Below are 16,960 nucleotides of genomic sequence, written 5' to 3' on the forward strand. Positions count from 1 at the left end.
AAAAACGTGCTATAATTTAGCTAAATCAAAGATCAACTCAATCCTTTTCCAGATTGACTGAGACGGTCATTGAAAAGTAAATAAACCTTAACTGCAGATAAGATTAAAGGAAGCCGGCAATCTGTTAGAAAAAAATTCTAACACGATACCGATCGCTTAGTTAAATTTTATCGATTGTTACCTCCGCATCTGCAACAGTTCTCGAATTTTATCTGAGTAGATTGCAGACAATTATTGTGTGATTGATTGGAGATCGGTATTTACATTATGGAAAAAAGCATCACGTATTTATATCAAGTTTTAATGATGGTACGAAATTGATGTGGCCATAAATACAAATAATAGATCAAAGATAAGTAATCCTCAAAATAGGAGATCACAATCAGCGTAAAAAAATAAGAAAAAACTGGAAAGCAACCTTAAAAAAGGTTAGATTAACAATCTCCAAATAATTCTAATTTTCTGGTTTCCAAGGTAAATGGAAGAAGTTTTCAAGTTAAGTGTTTGTTACTTTGAAAAGTGAAAGAGAAGGTTTTTGCTAAATAGAAAGGGGTGAGTCCAAAAGGAATGACATCAGAAATTGAAAGCTGAAGCCGGTTCTGCATCGTGATGCGGGATCGGCTTCAGCGTTTTTTGTATTTGTTTGACTTTTTTATGTCAGAACAATTGTTTAGCTTACCCAATACCTGTAAAAGATCAGTATAATAAATAGTAAATATGGAAAGTGAGGATTACTGATGAAAACATACGCTTTGATTATTATGAAACCAGACGCGTTGGAAGCAGAATTAGTGGAACCGATTATTCAACGATTTATTGAGAAGGGATTCCTGATTGAGATGATCGGATTTAAGAGCGCTGATGAAAAATCAATCTTAACACATTATGCCCATGTCGTTGAAAAACTTGGCGAATCCTTTAAAAAAATGGCCATCGCAGCGTTTGTGGGTAAACCAATGGTTCCGATTATTCTCAGTCAGGACGGCGAAAATGCGATTGCCAATTCTCGGGAATTAACCGGTGCTACTGATCCGACCAAAGCTGTACCAGGAACGATCCGCGGCGATCTGGGAACTGATTCCTTTGAAAACGCCGATCGGGAAGGTCGGTGCTGCTACAACCTAATTCACTGTAGCGACTCAATGGAATCCTTGTTAATTGAAATGAAACTTTGGTTTGGGCCTAAAACCTATGAAATATTTGCGCCTATGATCAGCTCAAAAATATAAGAAGACTTAATAAAGCTGTTGAAGCATGATCTGACAATTCACGGTTTGGTTAAAATATTTACGAAAAATGAGAAAATTTACCTATTGTACCAGATCCGATCAGTTGATAGTAAATACTTGTCATTAACTCGTTTATGTTAATTTAGTCTTGTGAAGTAAAAAAAATAGTGATAAAATAATCCCATTATATTTTTAAGGGGGTTAAGATGAATTTTTCGGAAATTATTGCAGCAGTCAACAATTTTGTTTGGGGACCTGTAATGCTGGCATTACTCATGGGAACCGGGATATTTTTAACAATTCGGTTAAAGTTTTTGCCATGGCGGAATCTCGGTTATGCGCTAAAATCGGTTTTTGCCAAGCAGGACCCGACAAAAAAAGAATCGAGTGGTGATATTTCACCCTTCCAGTCTTTAATGACAGCTTTGGCGGCAACCATTGGAACAGGTAATATTGTTGGTGTAGCAACTGCAATGGTCCTTGGTGGACCCGGCGCCTTGGTTTGGATGTGGATCAGTGCATTATTTGGTCTTTCAACTAAATATGGTGAAAGTGTATTGGCGGTTAAGTACCGCGAAACGAATAGTGAAGGTGAAATGGCTGGCGGACCAATGTATGCGATGAAAAACGGCTTTAAGAATAAGACGATCGGATCGATTCTGGCGGTGTTGTTCTCAGTTTTCGCAGTAATTGCTTCTTTTGGTATCGGTAACATGACCCAGGCAAACTCCATTTCAAGTGCAGTTTTGGGAACCTTTGGCATTCCAACCTGGATTACAGGTGCAGTGATCACCATTCTGGCAATTATTGTTCTATTAGGTGGGATTAAAAGTATTGGTCGGGTTTGTGGCGTAATCGTACCATTTATGGCGGTTTTCTATTTTGTTGCAGGTATACTAGTTATTATTATTAATTTTGGAAATATTCCTGCAGGTATTGCTCAGATCTTTACCATGGCCTTTTCACCTATGGCTATGGCTGGTGGTGTAGGCGGAACCGTAATCGCCAGCATGCTCAGCGCGATGCGTTGGGGAGTCGCCCGAGGCGTATTCTCAAATGAAGCCGGATTAGGTTCTGCTCCAATTGCAGCCGCCGCAGCAAAAACGGATCATCCGTCTCGGCAAGGTTATATCAATATGACCGGGACATTCTTTGATACCCTGGTAGTTTGTACAGTTACTGGATTGGTCATCGCCTCTTCAGGGGCACTGGGAACCATGACTGAAGCAGGCGAACTACTCAGTGGAGCGGCATTGACCATTGCTTCATTTGAATCTGCTCTAGGACCTATCGGAGGATATATTGTCACCATTGGTATAATGCTGTTTGCTTTTTCAACAATTTTAGGTTGGGAATATTATGGCGAAAAATCACTGGAGTATTTAATAAAGGCTCCGATAGCGGTAAAAGCTTATCGCTTATTATTTAGTTTAGTAGCTTTTGTAGGCGCAACCACAGCATTGCAAATAGTTTGGGACTTTTCAGATACGATGAATGGCTTGATGGCTATTCCGAATCTAATCTCACTGCTTGTTTTAAGTAGCGTCATCGCCAAAGAGTGTTTTGATTATGAAGAAAAAATAATCAAGCCAGAGCGTGAATTAAGAAAAGCTGGAAAATAAGCTACCGTAGGTTTTAAATAGTTGATTATTATAAAGTGTCCGCTGTCAAAACATTACAATCGATGTTGTAATTAGCGGACACTTTTATTATTTTACCTTACGGGCATGAACTGCAAATCGGGCATCATCGAAGGTATAAATGCAGGTGGAAAGAGTTAATACTTCATCATCGGGATCAAGAGTCACTCCGGTATCATACAGGGATCTCGCCTTTAGTCGATTCATGTAGTCTATGAACTCACCATCGGTTATAAATTCTGGCTGTCGATAGTCGTAGTCAGCTTTAGTAATATAAATCGAGAAGATTTCCCAATCACCGGGATGACCAGGTTGATCAAACTGTATCACCGGATGGAGCTTTAAGTAGGCTTGATCCTGATAGTTCCACAAACTGCCAAACATCGATTCATCAGACATATAATGACCATAGAGAACGTGATTCCGGGTAGTGGTAGTATTACACAGGTAATCCCGGAAAACTGCACCTTCAAAGGACTCTTCCTGCAAGTAATTATGGGATAGATAGTAATCATTGTTATCGGTCTGAACGACCGGGTACTCCAAAGGGGTTCCTTCGATTTGAACCCAACCGATCGTATCAGGATTGAGTGCAAGTAAGGCGTTAAAATCAATCCGGTCGGCGATTTCAGTGTGATTTTCTTTAGCAACAGCAATGATTTTATCCTTTTGCACGGTCTGATTGATCTTTGGATAAAAATTATAAATAGTGAATCCGATCGCCAATGCGATTAATAAAAAAACAGCAACAATCTTTATTTTAGACATGCTTTTTTGCAATTTTATTTTCCTCCTCTAGTTGTTTTGTATCAATTATACCCAATTTTACTGAAAAACCTCCAAATAAATAAAAATAGTTGAGTGGATTGATCAATTATGCAAAACAGCTTGTATTCTAATTATTTTGTTTGACTTTTGGAGCTTGCCATGTTATTATTTATAAAGTTATGTAGCCGCACACACAAGGTTTTAAGTCGAAAGCACCTTTTGTGGCGAGTCTGGTATGAGGAGGTGTAGAATCATGTATGCAATTATTAAAACAGGTGGTAAACAATACCGCGTTCAAGAAAATGATGTTATTCATATTGAGAAAATCAAATTAACTGAAGAAGATGTAAAAGAAATTACTTTTACTGAAGTTTTAGCAGTCAACAAAGATGGTGAAATGATCATTGGTACCCCAATGATTGAAAATGCTGTTGTTAAAGCTGAAATTTTAGAAGTTGCAAAAGGACCTAAGGTTATTATTTACAAGTATAAATCTAAAAAAGATTATCGTAAAAAACAAGGTCATCGACAACCATTCATGAAAGTTAAAATTACTGGCATCCAAGCGTAGGCGTTTATGATTTCAGTAAAGATTCAAGGTAAGAAAAAAATAGCACAAGAAATAATCGTATCTGGTCATGCCGGTTTTGCTGATCATGGCGAAGATCTCGTTTGTGCTGCTGTATCGGTATTAACCATCAGCATCTTAAACGGACTTACCGAAATTCTTGGTCGGAAAGATCTCGGCGAAGTGGTAGAAGAAGGCTATGTCCGCTTTATCATTCCCGAAATCACAGATGAATCAATGAAGATGAAAACAGATACACTCATTTCGACCTATCTCCTGGGAATCCGGGGGATTAAGGAAGCTTATGGAGATTATATCCAGTTTGAAGAACAATAAATAGGAGGTGAACAACATGTTAAAAATGAACCTTCAACTATTCGCCCATAAAAAAGGGGTTGGTAGTTCAAGAAATGGTCGTGACAGTGAAGCCAAACGTCTTGGAGTCAAAAGAGGAGACGGTCAATTCGTGCTAGCAGGGAATATTCTTGTTCGTCAAAGAGGAACAAAAATTCACCCTGGTACTAACGTTGGAAAAGGCGGAGATGATACATTATTCGCATTAGAAGATGGCATCGTACGTTTTGAAAGAAAAGGCAGAGATAAAAAACAAGTAAGTATTTATCCTCGGGAAGCCATCTAGTTTTCCAGTGACAAAATAATACATCCATAAAACCTCTTATGCTCGTTTTTACAAGATAAGAGGTTTTATTTTTTGTTGTTTGGGTAGATACCATAAAAAAAGCGAGGTAGCAATGTTTGTAGATAAAGCAGAGATTATTCTAAAGGCCGGCAACGGCGGACATGGCGGCATGAGTTTTCGCCGCGAAAAATATGTTCCCAATGGTGGTCCAGACGGTGGTAACGGAGGGCATGGCGGCAATATTTTATTTATGGCTGATAATGGTTTTCGGACCCTGATGGAATTTAAATATAAAAGAAAACACAAAGCAGAAAATGGCGAAAACGGAACCGGTTGTCGGTCTACCGGTAAAACCGGAGAAGATCTGATTATCAAAGTACCAGTGGGAACCATTATTAAAGATAAAGATACCGGACGAATCATCTGCGATCTTTCAGAACATGGACAAAAATACCGGGTCGCCGAAGGCGGCCGGGGTGGTCGGGGAAACATGAACTTTGCCACCGCCACCAGACAGGCACCTCGTTTTGCCCAGGGTGGTGTCAAGGGTCAGGAACGCACCGTTATTCTTGAACTCAAGCTGCTTGCTGATGTAGGTCTGATTGGTTTTCCAAATGTCGGTAAATCAACCCTTTTATCGGTGATCACTAAAGCTAAGCCCAAGATAGCCAATTACCATTTTACCACCATCGTTCCCAATCTTGGAGTGGTTGAATGGCGAAATTTTGATCCTTTTGTGATCGCTGACATTCCCGGTTTGATCGAAGGTGCTCATGAGGGTACCGGACTGGGGGATCAGTTCCTTAGACACGTGGAACGAACCAAACTGCTGATTCATCTTCTGGACGCCTCTGGCAGTGAAGGCCGGGAGCCTTTGGATGATTTTAAAAAGATCAACTTTGAATTGGAAAAATACAACGAAAAATTGGCAAAACGCGTTCAGATCGTGGCCTTGAACAAGGTTGATCTTCTTTTAGAACCTGAAGAAACGGATAATTTAAAGGCTGAATTGGAACAAATGGGCTATGAAGTCTTTGTCATTTCCGCAGTAACTGGTCAGGGACTCAATGAACTGTTAAGCCGAACCATAAAGTTGCTCGATGAAATTGGCGAAGTAGAGCCGATTTTTGACTTTGAACCGGAAACTGAAATCATTTTCACCCCGGACTTTAAAGAAAAACAATTCACCGTTGAAAAATTCGATCATTTATTTGTAGTTAAAGGTGCATTCGTGGAGCGACTGATTACGTCGGTTAACTTTGAAGATTTGGATTCCATAGGTTTCTTCCAGCGGGTTCTAAAAGATAAAGGCGTCTTTGAAGAATTGGAAAGAATGGGCATTCAGGATGAAGATGTGGTTCAACTCGAAGAGATCGAATTTGAGTATTTTAAATAGATTTCCCGCATTATTATATGTTATAATAGCGTCGTAGAAAGTAGAGAAAAAATGTTAACAAGTAAACAAAGAAGTTATTTAAGAAAACTTGCGATGGATATTCCCGATATCATTTTCATCGGTAAAGATGGCATCACACCACAAGTCATCGTGCAGACCAGGGACGCCATTATTGCCCGGGAACTGATCAAGGGAAAGGTTCAAAATAATTCTCTGGAAGATGTCAATAATGTGGCCCGGGAATTAGCTGCAGCCACAAAATCCGATATTGTGTGCACCATCGGTAGTAAATTTATCCTTTATAAGAAGAATTTATTAAAAACAAAAATCGAGGTGCCTACAAAAAATCAGAAACCCATTAAACGTGTCAAGAAAAAGGCACTTAGTCCGTCGCGAAAATTCACTAATTCATAGTAAGCAAAGGTTTGAGATGAAGAAAAAAATCGGTCTTCTGGGAGGAAGTTTTAATCCCATCCATACGGGGCATCTACTACTGGCAGAGTCGGCTCGAGATCAATATGAATTGGATAAGGTGTTGTTTATTCCTACCGGGAATAACCCATTTAAGTTATCTCAAGACGAAATTGCCAGAAAGCACCGACTTAAAATGGTCGAACTGGCAATCGCAGGCAATGACAGTTTTGAAATTTTGACCCATGAAATTGATCAGAGTGGTATCACCTATACGATTGATACCATCAATACCATTAAAGAAATTTATCCGGACTGTGATTTTTATTTTATTGCCGGTGCCGATTTAATGTTTGAAATCACCTTATGGAAGGGTGCCCCGGAATTATTAAAGTCGGTGAAGTTTATCACGACATTCCGTCCGGGTTATAGTCACGATCGGCTGGATATGCGGATCAAAGAGCTACAGGAGATTTACGGGGCGTCTATTTTCAAGCTGTATGCCACCGAAATGGACATTGCCTCTTCTGATATCCGGGCACGAATTAAAAATGGATACTCCATTCGTTATTTACTTCCTGACGCGGTGGAAGCCTATATTCATGAGTATCACCTTTACTTGCCGAATGTGTCTATTGAGGATAGCAATGAATTGGACTGATATCGAAGAAGATTTAAAAAGAATTCTAACTCCTAAACGCTTCACACACACACAAAACGTGGTTGAGGCGGCTGAGAAACTGGCTCATAACTTTGGCTGTGATCAAGACCAGGCCAGGTTGGCAGCGTTGCTGCATGACTGTGCTAAGAATCTGACAGATGAACAGCAGCTTGACTGCGCCAAACGGCATCAGATTAAAATCGATCGTGTGAGTCGAAATGATCCCCAGCTACTTCATGGCCCAGTGGGTGCGGTCCTTGCTAAAGAGCGTTACGGTATCAACGATACCGCAATTCAAAATGCCATAGATTGTCACACTACTGGTTGCAAGAATATGAGCACACTGGATAAGATTATTTATCTGGCCGATTATATTGAAAAAGACCGTACTTTTCCAGGCGTTGAGACCATTCGACAAATGGCAGATACTGATTTGGACGGGGCCACTATTATGGCACTAACTAATTGTATCTGTCATGTGGCGCGAACAGGTGCACTACTCCATAAGCGAACCATCGATGCGCGAAACGATTTAATTATCAAAACCATAAACTTAAAGAAAATTAAAAAAGAAAGTGAGTGATTTTTATTATTCCAGAAGAATTTGCACAAAAAATAAAAAGCTGGATTGAGGACAAAAACGGGGTGGATATTGAGGTCATTAATGTAACCGAAATGACATCCATTGCCAATTATTTTGTTATTGCCAGCGGGAGTTCTGAACGTCAGGTCAAAGCTATTGCTGATAATATAGAGTATGAAGCTAAACAATTGGAAATATTCCCCAAAAACATCGAGGGCCAACGGGAAGGTCGCTGGATTTTACTGGATTATTATGATGTGATCATCCATATTTTTCATGCCGAAGAACGAGAGTTTTATAACTTGGAAAAACTTTGGAAAAGCAGCCCTGTTAATCGATAATCTGCGTCTCATGCAATCAACTTGATTGATACTTTTTATCTAAGTGAATTTTACTGGAGATAAAAAGTCAACAATTGATATAAACTTTGGGTATCAACCGAATTACTGAACCAATCGAAATGGTGGCACTTCTTGATCCTTCGGGGCTGGAAAATCCACCTTTTTAAATGTCGGGATTAATTCTATCATGGATAGCAGAGTGAATTTCATAATAAAACAATTAATTTCAGTACTAAGAAAATTAGAAAGAGGTAACTATGAAAATAGGAATCGTTGGCTTACCCAACGTCGGGAAAAGCACCATATTCAATGCGTTAACTAAGGCCGGGGCAGAGTCTGCCAATTATCCATTTTGCACCATTGATCCTAATATCGGGGTTGTGACAGTGCCAGATCCACGTTTAGCTGTTTTAGAAAAAATGTACAATTCAAAAAAGGTAATCCCTACTACCATCGAATTTGTCGACATTGCCGGTCTGGTGCGCGGTGCCAGCAAAGGCGAAGGTCTTGGAAACAAGTTTCTTTCGCATATCCGTGAGGTTGATGCCATTGTCCATGTTGTCCGTTGTTTTGAAGATGAAAATGTGGTTCATGTGGAAGGAAAAATCGATCCCATCGACGATCTGGAGACCATCAATCTGGAACTTATTTTTGCAGATATCGAAATGCTGGATCGACGGATCGAAAAAAATAAAAAGCTGGCTAAAACAAATCCTCAGGAAAAAGCTAACATCGAAGTAGCGATGCGATTGCGGGAAATTCTTGAAGGTGGAAAAATGCCGCATGACGATGATTTTACAGTCGATGAATGGGAATTCATTCAAACGATTCAATTGATTTCGATTAAACCGGTACTTTATATCGCCAATGTTTCAGAGAATGATCTTCATGAAGATAATGAGATGGTAACCCGTTTAAAAGTGACTGTTCGGGAAAATCACTCCGGTAGTCACAAGGATATTATTAAAATTTCGGCAAAAATTGAAGAAGAAATCGCTCAGTTTGATGATGCTGAAAAAGCAGAATTTTTATCTGATATGGGTTTGGAAGAATCGGGACTTGACCAGGTTATTCGTTCAGGCTATAAGTTATTAGGGCTGATTACTTTTTTGACCGCCGGACCCCAGGAGATAAGAGCCTGGACTGTCACCGAAGGTACCAAAGCGCCTCAGGCCGCCGGTAAGATCCACACTGATATTGAACGTGGGTTTATTCGGGCTGAGATAACGAGTTTTGAACAATTAATTGAAGCCGGTACGGAAGTAAAAGCCAAGGAAAGCGGCGTCACCCGGGTTGAAGGAAAAGACTATGTCATGAAAGATGGCGATGTTACCTTTTTTCGATTTAATGTCTAGATTATTTATCCTAGCAGTTAGCATTTAGATATAAACCACCCGATAACCTGGAGGTTACTGTGAAAGATCTTGTTTTAGTCGCTGTCAATGCGAAATATATCCACACTAATCTGGCCGTTCGTTCATTAAAGGCGCAACTGCCGGATTTTAATGTTGAAATTCTGGAGATGTCAATTAATGATCCAATTCATCGTATTATCAAGCTACTGCTCGATCACGATGCTAAACGTATTGGTTTTTCTTGTTATATCTGGAATATAGAAATTGTTCTAAAGTTAGCCGAAATAGTTAAAAAAGCCAGGCCCCAGGTGCAAATTATTCTAGGCGGTCCGGAGGTTAGTTTTGATGCCATGACGCTGATGAAGAACTATCCTTTCTGCGACATTATTGTAAAGGGGGAAGGGGAAGGTATACTAAACGCGTTGCTCAAAGATCGCGACCAGGAACGCTTTAGTAAAATTCCCGGGCTCTGCTATCGAAAACGATCGGGAGAAATTGTTGATAGTCCCGATTCGAAAGCGGTTCCATTAAACCAATTGACTTTTCCTTATTTAAATGAGAATCTAAACAGTCTCAATCATAAGATTATTTATTATGAAACCATGCGAGGCTGCCCGTTTTCCTGTTCATATTGCCTTTCTTCAACTACACAGAAACTAAACATCTTGAGTTTGGATAGGGTTTTTAAGGAGTTGGATTTCTTTATTCAGGCTGGTGTCAAACAGGTTAAACTGGTAGACCGGACATTTAACTGCGATTTGAGCCGAGCTAAAGAAATATTTTCCTATCTTATTAAACAAGGCGGCGACACTAATTTTCACTTTGAAATGACCGGAGATCTCATCGATGATGGAATGATTGCTCTGCTAGCGATGGCACCGCCGGGACTGATTCAATTCGAAATCGGTGTTCAAAGCACAGCACCCGCTACGCTTTCGGCTATTGGCCGAAAAATCAGTGTCGAACGAACAGAAAATCATGTAAAAAAACTCTTGGAACAAGATAATATTCATATTCATCTGGATCTGATTGCTGGCCTACCCCATGAAACCTATGAGGTGTTTAAGTCATCCTTTAATCAGGTCATTGCCCTTAATCCCGGTATGCTGCAATTAGGCTTTCTGAAGTGTCTGAAAGGTACCCGCATTCGCAAAGAGTCTGAGATCCATGATTACCAGTATGCCAGCTTTCCGCCATATGAAATTATTTCTAATAAGTATCTTAGTGCTGAGGAACTGTATCAATTGCGTCAAATTGAAGTGTTAGTGGATCGTTATTTCAATAGCGGCGCATTCAAACATAGTTTGGCATTTATTTTTCAAGCCAAGATTTACGACACCCCTTTTGACTTTTTTGAAGCCTTTTCTTGCTATTGGGACGAACAGGGATATTATGAAGTAGGAAAATCAAAAGAACAACTCTTTAGTATTTTAAAGGAGTTTTTCAAAGAACAAAAAAAGAATGATCAAGTTAGTGAATGGATTAAGTTTGACTTTCTCTCCCAGGGGAATCTCAGACTGCCAGGCGATATGCTTGATACTTGTCCTGATAAGGAATGGATCTTCGAATTTTTAAAAGATCCTCAGAATATCGCGACTTTCCTGAATGTCTTTGCTAATTTTACACCAAAAAAAATCTATAACCAGGTCAAGTTTCAGTATTTTTCGAGAACGTTGATTGATCATTTTTCCGAATCAACAACAATCAATAATGAACAAGGATTATTAGTATTCTTTGAAACGGGATTTAGCATTATTTGCTAATTTTTGATGTTTAATTTACTAAATTAATTTTTTTTAAAAGTATTGATTCTTTTTTAGATAAAGGTTATACTAATACTCAATAAAAATAAAAAAGGCGCTGATAAGGACGAGTAAGTTACCCATTAGATTCAGAGAATAGGCAACCTGGCTGTAATTGCCTATACTAGTGATAATTGAAAACCACCTTGGAGTCAAAACCTGAAATCGGATCGATAGTTGTGCAGTGTAGCATCTTTCATTTTTTAATAGTAGGGTTTTTCGGAGCTGACCGTTATTCAGAACTTAAGTGGATTCACGCATGTGAATCAAATTGGGTGGAACCGCGTTAATACGTCCCTTTGTTTGACAAAGGGACTTTTTTTGTTTTTATAAGCGAGTCGCTGGAAAATAATGCTGGGTTACAATTAAATTCAGAAATAAAGGAGAAAACCATGATTACTATTACGTTAAAAGACGGATCCATAAAGACTTATGAACCCGGAATCACTGTCCTTGAAGTTGCCAATGATATCAGTCCCGGTTTAGCTAAAAATACAATGGCAGGGGAACTGGGTGGCAAGGTTGTCGATGTTCGTCAACCGATTAACGAAGATGCCACCCTCAATCTGTTAAAATTTGAAGATGAAGGCGGCAAGCATGCTTTCTGGCATACCGGTTCCCATCTGCTGGCTCAGGCGGTCAAACGATTGTATCCACAGGCAAAACTGGCCATTGGCCCGGCCATTGATAATGGTTTTTACTATGATATTGATGTCGATGTGATTATCACCCCGGAAATCATGGAAAAAATTGAAAAAGAAATGGCTAAAATTGTTAAGGAAGGGCTGGTGATTAGTCGTTACGAACTGAACCGCAACGACGCTTTGGCAAAGGTTAATGCTGAAGGCGAGATTTATAAGGCTGAACTGATCGAAAATCTGCCGGAAGACGCCATCATCAGCTTTTATTCCCAGGGTGAGTTCTCGGATCTTTGTGCCGGTCCCCATATTCAAAACCTCAGCGGAATTAAAGCCATTAAGCTTTTAAGTCTGGCCGGTGCCTACTGGCGGGGTGATGAGAAAAATAAAATGCTACAGCGGATCTACGGCATTACCTTCCCTAAAAAAAGTCAGTTGGATGAGTACCTGACTCGACTCGAAGAAGCCAAAAAACGGGATCATCGTAAATTAGGAAAAGAACTTGATCTTTTTTCATTGCATGAAGAAGGTCCCGGATTTCCTTTCTTCCATCCGAAGGGCATGATCATTCGAAACGAGCTGGAAAACTTTTGGCGCGAAGAACACCAACGTCGAGGCTACCATGAAATTAAAACACCCATTATACTTAATAACGATCTATGGAAACGTTCGGGACATTGGGATAAATATAAAGAAAATATGTATTTTACTGAGATTGATGAGAGTGAATATGCCATTAAACCAATGAACTGCCCCGGCGGCATGCTGGTTTATAAAACAAAGGGTCACTCCTATCGTGATTTACCGTTAAAAATGGGAGAACTGGGTCTAGTTCACCGCCATGAACTGCATGGTGCGCTTCATGGACTGATGCGTGTCCGTGCTTTTACTCAGGATGATGCGCATATTTTCATGACTCCCGAGCAAATTCAAGAAGAAGTCATCAAGGTAATCGATCTGGCTGATGATGTTTATAAGATATTCGGTTTTAGTTATAAAGTTGAATTATCGACACAACCAGAAAATTCGATTGGATCTGATGAAGTTTGGGAAATAGCAACCGAAGCATTAAGAAAAGCCCTTGAGAAAAAAGAAATCAATTATCGTCTCAATCCTGGCGATGGAGCATTTTATGGACCTAAAATTGATTTCCACCTGGAAGATAGCCTAGGACGAACATGGCAATGTGGAACGATTCAATTAGATTTCCAAATGCCGGAACGTTTTGATCTGAACTATATTGGTTCGGATGGCGAAAAACATCGTCCGGTTATTATTCATCGTACGATTTTAGGGAGTATCGAACGATTTTTGGGGATCCTGATTGAGCACTTTGCCGGAAAATTCCCGGTTTGGTTGGCGCCGGTTCAGGTCATGATTATCCCCGTTGCTGATGCCCATCATAATTTTGCCAAAGGTATTGCTGAAGAACTCACCGCCATTGGTGTTCGCGCATCGGTGGATACCCGGGATGAAAAATTGGGCTACCGGATCCGGGAAGCACAAATGCAAAAAGTTCCCTATATGCTGGTAGTGGGAGATAAAGAAACCGAAGGCGGCGATTTGGCACTTAGAATTCGGGATACTGGTGATGCTGGACTCATCAGTATGGAAGATTTCAAGGTAAAGCTAATTCAAAAAATTAAAACAAAATCGTTGACCTTAGACTGAATCAGGAATAAATACGAGTCAAATTTGCGATAATGGTTGACAAATTTGACTCGTATCAATATAATAAAAAACAATAAAGTGATGATCAGGAAACAGTAATAATAGGATGATCTTTTCAGAGAGCTTTCGGTTGGTGCAAGGAAGCGGGACACCATTATGAATACATCCTGTGAGCTGCTCACCGAATGGGTTTGCCCGGTAGGCTGGGCCGGATACCGACCGTTATCCTGGTTAAGTGACTAAGGTTGCTTGCAGAGCGTGATGTGTAAGCATCAAAGGCAAGGTGGTACCGCGAATTTTAGTTCGTCCCTGTTATACAGAGACGAATTTTTTTGCGTAAATACACAAACGAATACGAACAATTCAGCCTGAAAAGGTTTGATTGAATAAAGAATGAAAAATGGAGGAAAAGAAATGAAAAAACACGGAAAAAAATTAATGACTGCGGTTCTGATTGCTGCGGTGATTGTTTTAGGCGCTGGCTGCTCAAGTTCTGGGACATCTGGAACAAAGGAAGAGAGTAAGAACGCTACAATCGGGATCGTACAGTATGTTGATCATGTTGCCTTAGATGCTGCCCGGGAAGGCTTTGTCACTGCTCTTGCGGACAATGGCTATACGGATGGCGATAATATTACGCTTGATATCCAAAACTCCCAGGGGGATCAAAGTAATTTATCGACCATCAGCGACCGTTTTGTCAGCAACAAGGTAGACCTGGTACTGGCGATTGCGACCCCGGCTGCACAGGCCATTGCTGGCAAAACAACTGAAATTCCAATTTTGGGAACCGCTATTACTGATTATGAAGCTGCTCGTCTCGTTAAAACAAATGAAGAACCTGGTGGAAATGTCAGTGGTACAACAGATATGAATCCAATTAAAGAACAAATCGACCTTTTGGTTAAATTAGTACCAACAGCAAAAACGGTAGGCGTTCTTTATACTTCAGGTGAAGACAATTCTATCATCCAGGCGAAAATGGCAAAAGAAGCCATTGAAAAACTGGGTTTAAACTATGTAGAAGTAACAGTCACCAATTCTAATGACGTCCAGCAGGCAACCCAGTCTATTGTCAGCCAGTGTGATGCCATCTACATTCCTACTGATAATGTATTTGCATCAGCGATGCCTCAGGTTCAAAGCATCACCTCCCAGTCAAAAACACCGGTAATCTGTGGTGAATCCGGCATGGTTGAATCGGGTGGATTGGCTACCTTGGGAATCAGCTATTCTGATCTGGGTTATCAGACAGGCTTAATGGCGGTAAAAATTCTTAAAGGTGAAGCAGAACCGGCTACTATGCCCATCGAAGCAGCGACTAAATTTGAGTATGCAATTAATGGCGCAGTTGCTGAGGAAATTGGTTTAACCATTCCTTCGGATCTTTCTCAATACGTCATTACAGCAAAATAAAAAACAAAAGAAACAATTTAGCAAGCAGTCATGGAAATCATGACTGCTTGCTAAAGTTATTAATGCACATAATCAATAGATAAGAAGTGAGGCAAAATAATGTTTGAGATTATATTAGGTGCAATATCGCTTGGTCTTTTATGGGCCATCATGACAATCGGCGTTTATATCACCTACCGAATACTCGATATCGCAGATTTAACAGTAGAAGGAAGTATTGCAATGGGAGCTGCCATCGCAGCTTTCTCAATTTTTAATGGGATGAATCCCTTTATCGCCACGTGTTTAGCTTTCGTAGGCGGTATGCTGGCAGGACTGGTAACTGGAATTCTTCATACAAAACTAAAAATTCCTGCGTTGCTGGCAGGTATTTTAACCATGATTGCACTTTATTCAGTAAACCTGCGAATCATGGGAAAGGCTAACTTATCACTTTTACGGATTGATACGGTTTTTACACCACTTGAGAACCTGGGATTAAGCCCAACAAATGTGGTCATGCTCTTTGGTTTTATCAGTGTGATGGCGATAGTTGGTCTCTTATACTGGTTTTTTGGAACCGAAATCGGTTGTGCCATCCGGGCCACTGGTGACAACCCTCAAATGGCTAGAGCTCAAGGTATCAATACTAATAATATGATTATTCTAGGCTTGGTCATCAGCAATGGTTTGGTTGCGCTTTCCGGGTCATTAATTGCTCAGAGTCAAAGTTTTGCTGATATCCAAATGGGAATTGGTTCAATTGTCATTGGTTTAGCCTCCGTTATTATTGGTGAAGTAATTTTTGGTACCCGAAATTTTTTCAATTGTTTGATTTCGTTGGCGCTAGGGGCTATTACCTATCGTATTATCATTGCCCTAGTATTGAAAATGGGTATGCCAGCCAACGATTTGAAATTATTCACAGCGATTACAGTGGCGATTGCCTTGTCACTGCCAGTCTTTAAATCCTATCTTCGTCCCCTTAAAAAATCGATGAATGGAGGCGATTTATAAAATGCTAGTAATCAAGGATATTGAGAAAAAATTTAATGCCGGAACAGTCAATGAAAAGATCGCATTAAGCAATTTTAGTTTATCGCTGACAGAAGGAGACTTTGTTACTGTAATTGGCGGTAACGGCGCTGGTAAATCGACATTCCTAAATTGTGTGGCGGGCGTCTTTGGTGTTGATAAGGGTTCCATTCTTATCGACGGATTAGATGTCACCAAGCTTCCGGAACATAGACGGTCTAGTGTAATTGGTCGGGTATTTCAAGATCCGATGATGGGCACAGCCGGTAATATGGGGATCGAAGAAAACCTCGCTCTGGCTTATCGTCGTGGTAAAACCCGGTCATTGAGCTGGGGAATCAGCAATAAGGAACGAGAGATTTATAAAGAGTATCTCAGCCATCTGGACTTGGGGCTGGAAAATCGACTTCATGCCAAGGTTGGTCTGCTTTCTGGCGGGCAGAGGCAGGCTTTAACCCTATTGATGGCCACACTAAAAAAACCGAAATTACTTTTACTGGATGAACACACAGCAGCTTTGGATCCCAAAACTGCGGATAAGGTTTTGCAGCTAAGTGATCGCTTTGTTAAAGAAGGAAATCTGACTACGCTGATGGTCACGCATAACATGCGCCATGCCATTGAGCATGGTAATCGACTGATTATGATGCATGAAGGCCGGGTGATTTTAGACATCAAAGGTGAAGAGAAACAGAAGTTGACGGTTGAAGATTTGCTCAAACGTTTTGGTCAAGTTAGCGGCGAAGAATTTGCCAATGATCGGACTTTGCTTTCATAAAAAAACAGTTGACATTAAGAGTGAATAAGCATATAATATCAAAGTAACA

17 protein-coding genes and 3 other annotated features (1 of these 20 only partly in view) are annotated in these 16,960 nt (G+C 40.2%); of the genes, 16 read left to right on the plus strand and 1 reads right to left on the minus strand.

Annotation, left to right across the window (positions count from 1 at the left end):
* Positions 1 to 737 precede the first annotated feature (737 nt).
* Together U2P91_RS05980 and U2P91_RS05985 are read left to right on the plus strand one after the other, a co-directional pair.
* A complete protein-coding gene (locus U2P91_RS05980; protein ID WP_111886873.1) occupies positions 738 to 1,229 on the plus strand; it encodes a nucleoside-diphosphate kinase in 492 nt (163 codons plus the stop codon).
* A 206-nt stretch (positions 1,230 to 1,435) separates the two neighbouring features.
* Positions 1,436 to 2,851, plus strand: a complete 1,416-nt coding sequence (locus tag U2P91_RS05985; protein ID WP_204355460.1) for an alanine/glycine:cation symporter family protein — start codon at positions 1,436 to 1,438, stop codon at positions 2,849 to 2,851.
* 87 nt (positions 2,852 to 2,938) lie between these two features.
* Here U2P91_RS05985 and srtB read toward each other — a convergent pair whose 3' ends face one another.
* Complete coding sequence (gene srtB / locus U2P91_RS05990) at positions 2,939 to 3,649, minus strand: class B sortase (RefSeq protein WP_111886874.1); 711 nt, start codon at positions 3,647 to 3,649, stop codon at positions 2,939 to 2,941.
* A gap of 241 nt (positions 3,650 to 3,890) precedes the next feature.
* Between srtB and rplU the strand changes: the two genes are divergently transcribed.
* The 14 genes from rplU to U2P91_RS06060 all read left to right on the plus strand — a co-directional run bounded on the left by rplU (position 3,891) and on the right by U2P91_RS06060 (position 16,911).
* Positions 3,891 to 4,208, plus strand: coding sequence for a 50S ribosomal protein L21 (gene rplU / locus U2P91_RS05995; RefSeq protein ID WP_111886875.1), 318 nt, complete (start codon positions 3,891 to 3,893; stop codon positions 4,206 to 4,208).
* 6 nt (positions 4,209 to 4,214) lie between these two features.
* Positions 4,215 to 4,541, plus strand: coding sequence for a ribosomal-processing cysteine protease Prp (locus U2P91_RS06000; protein WP_111886876.1), 327 nt, complete (start codon positions 4,215 to 4,217; stop codon positions 4,539 to 4,541).
* 16 nt (positions 4,542 to 4,557) lie between these two features.
* A complete protein-coding gene (rpmA, locus tag U2P91_RS06005; RefSeq protein WP_014356380.1) occupies positions 4,558 to 4,845 on the plus strand; it encodes a 50S ribosomal protein L27 in 288 nt (95 codons plus the stop codon).
* A gap of 112 nt (positions 4,846 to 4,957) precedes the next feature.
* Positions 4,958 to 6,241 (plus strand): GTPase ObgE, encoded by a 1,284-nt coding sequence (gene obgE / locus U2P91_RS06010; RefSeq protein ID WP_111886877.1) that lies wholly within the window; start codon positions 4,958 to 4,960, stop codon positions 6,239 to 6,241.
* A gap of 51 nt (positions 6,242 to 6,292) precedes the next feature.
* Positions 6,293 to 6,655 (plus strand): YhbY family RNA-binding protein, encoded by a 363-nt coding sequence (locus U2P91_RS06015; RefSeq protein WP_111886878.1) that lies wholly within the window; start codon positions 6,293 to 6,295, stop codon positions 6,653 to 6,655.
* A 16-nt stretch (positions 6,656 to 6,671) separates the two neighbouring features.
* Positions 6,672 to 7,313 carry a nicotinate-nucleotide adenylyltransferase gene (nadD, locus tag U2P91_RS06020; protein ID WP_111886879.1) on the plus strand — a complete coding sequence of 214 codons (642 nt, stop codon included), beginning with the start codon at positions 6,672 to 6,674 and terminating at the stop codon, positions 7,311 to 7,313.
* Positions 7,300 to 7,896 (plus strand): bis(5'-nucleosyl)-tetraphosphatase (symmetrical) YqeK, encoded by a 597-nt coding sequence (gene yqeK / locus U2P91_RS06025; protein ID WP_111886880.1) that lies wholly within the window; start codon positions 7,300 to 7,302, stop codon positions 7,894 to 7,896. Before nadD ends, yqeK begins: the two co-directional genes overlap by 14 nt.
* On the plus strand, positions 7,893 to 8,237 hold the full coding sequence (rsfS, locus tag U2P91_RS06030) for a ribosome silencing factor (RefSeq protein ID WP_111886881.1): 345 nt from the start codon (positions 7,893 to 7,895) through the stop codon (positions 8,235 to 8,237). Before yqeK ends, rsfS begins: the two co-directional genes overlap by 4 nt.
* 257 nt (positions 8,238 to 8,494) lie before the next feature.
* Complete coding sequence (ychF, locus tag U2P91_RS06035) at positions 8,495 to 9,592, plus strand: redox-regulated ATPase YchF (RefSeq protein WP_111886882.1); 1,098 nt, start codon at positions 8,495 to 8,497, stop codon at positions 9,590 to 9,592.
* Between the two features lie 59 nt (positions 9,593 to 9,651).
* Entirely contained in the window at positions 9,652 to 11,355 is a 1,704-nt protein-coding gene (locus tag U2P91_RS06040; RefSeq protein ID WP_111886883.1) for a B12-binding domain-containing radical SAM protein, read from the plus strand.
* Between the two features lie 88 nt (positions 11,356 to 11,443).
* Positions 11,444 to 11,696 (plus strand) — a binding site (T-box leader).
* A gap of 90 nt (positions 11,697 to 11,786) precedes the next feature.
* Entirely contained in the window at positions 11,787 to 13,703 is a 1,917-nt protein-coding gene (gene thrS / locus U2P91_RS06045) for a threonine--tRNA ligase (protein ID WP_111886884.1), read from the plus strand.
* A gap of 72 nt (positions 13,704 to 13,775) precedes the next feature.
* Positions 13,776 to 14,017: a binding site (T-box leader), on the plus strand.
* Between the two features lie 100 nt (positions 14,018 to 14,117).
* Positions 14,118 to 15,119 carry an ABC transporter substrate-binding protein gene (locus U2P91_RS06050; RefSeq protein ID WP_111886885.1) on the plus strand — a complete coding sequence of 334 codons (1,002 nt, stop codon included), beginning with the start codon at positions 14,118 to 14,120 and terminating at the stop codon, positions 15,117 to 15,119.
* A gap of 99 nt (positions 15,120 to 15,218) precedes the next feature.
* Positions 15,219 to 16,115 (plus strand): ABC transporter permease, encoded by an 897-nt coding sequence (locus U2P91_RS06055; RefSeq protein ID WP_111886886.1) that lies wholly within the window; start codon positions 15,219 to 15,221, stop codon positions 16,113 to 16,115.
* A gap of 1 nt (position 16,116) precedes the next feature.
* The gene (locus U2P91_RS06060) at positions 16,117 to 16,911 is read left to right on the plus strand and encodes an ABC transporter ATP-binding protein (protein ID WP_111886887.1); all 795 of its coding nucleotides are present in this window, start codon (positions 16,117 to 16,119) and stop codon (positions 16,909 to 16,911) included.
* 43 nt (positions 16,912 to 16,954) lie between these two features.
* Positions 16,955 to 16,960: a sequence feature (ribosomal protein L20 leader region), on the plus strand; it runs 124 nt beyond the window's last position.

This window comes from Acetobacterium sp. K1/6, assembly GCF_034438075.1.
GTDB classification, from domain to species: Bacteria; Bacillota; Clostridia; order Eubacteriales; family Eubacteriaceae; genus Acetobacterium; species Acetobacterium carbinolicum.

Excerpts from the sequence above, each read along its gene's own strand:
- nadD (WP_111886879.1), top strand. The coding sequence starts at position 6,672 with ATGAAGAAAAAAATCGGTCTTCTGGGAGGAAGTTTTAATCCCATCCAT.
- U2P91_RS06060 (WP_111886887.1), top strand. The coding sequence starts at position 16,117 with ATGCTAGTAATCAAGGATATTGAGAAAAAATTTAATGCCGGAACAGTC.
- U2P91_RS06050 (WP_111886885.1), top strand. The coding sequence starts at position 14,118 with ATGAAAAAACACGGAAAAAAATTAATGACTGCGGTTCTGATTGCTGCG.
- U2P91_RS06015 (WP_111886878.1), top strand. The coding sequence starts at position 6,293 with ATGTTAACAAGTAAACAAAGAAGTTATTTAAGAAAACTTGCGATGGAT.
- ychF (WP_111886882.1), top strand. The coding sequence starts at position 8,495 with ATGAAAATAGGAATCGTTGGCTTACCCAACGTCGGGAAAAGCACCATA.
- rplU (WP_111886875.1), top strand. The coding sequence starts at position 3,891 with ATGTATGCAATTATTAAAACAGGTGGTAAACAATACCGCGTTCAAGAA.
- thrS (WP_111886884.1), top strand. The coding sequence starts at position 11,787 with ATGATTACTATTACGTTAAAAGACGGATCCATAAAGACTTATGAACCC.
- U2P91_RS06055 (WP_111886886.1), top strand. The coding sequence starts at position 15,219 with ATGTTTGAGATTATATTAGGTGCAATATCGCTTGGTCTTTTATGGGCC.
- rpmA (WP_014356380.1), top strand. The coding sequence starts at position 4,558 with ATGTTAAAAATGAACCTTCAACTATTCGCCCATAAAAAAGGGGTTGGT.
- U2P91_RS05985 (WP_204355460.1), top strand. The coding sequence starts at position 1,436 with ATGAATTTTTCGGAAATTATTGCAGCAGTCAACAATTTTGTTTGGGGA.
- obgE (WP_111886877.1), top strand. The coding sequence starts at position 4,958 with ATGTTTGTAGATAAAGCAGAGATTATTCTAAAGGCCGGCAACGGCGGA.
- U2P91_RS05980 (WP_111886873.1), top strand. The coding sequence starts at position 738 with ATGAAAACATACGCTTTGATTATTATGAAACCAGACGCGTTGGAAGCA.
- U2P91_RS06000 (WP_111886876.1), top strand. The coding sequence starts at position 4,215 with ATGATTTCAGTAAAGATTCAAGGTAAGAAAAAAATAGCACAAGAAATA.
- yqeK (WP_111886880.1), top strand. The coding sequence starts at position 7,300 with ATGAATTGGACTGATATCGAAGAAGATTTAAAAAGAATTCTAACTCCT.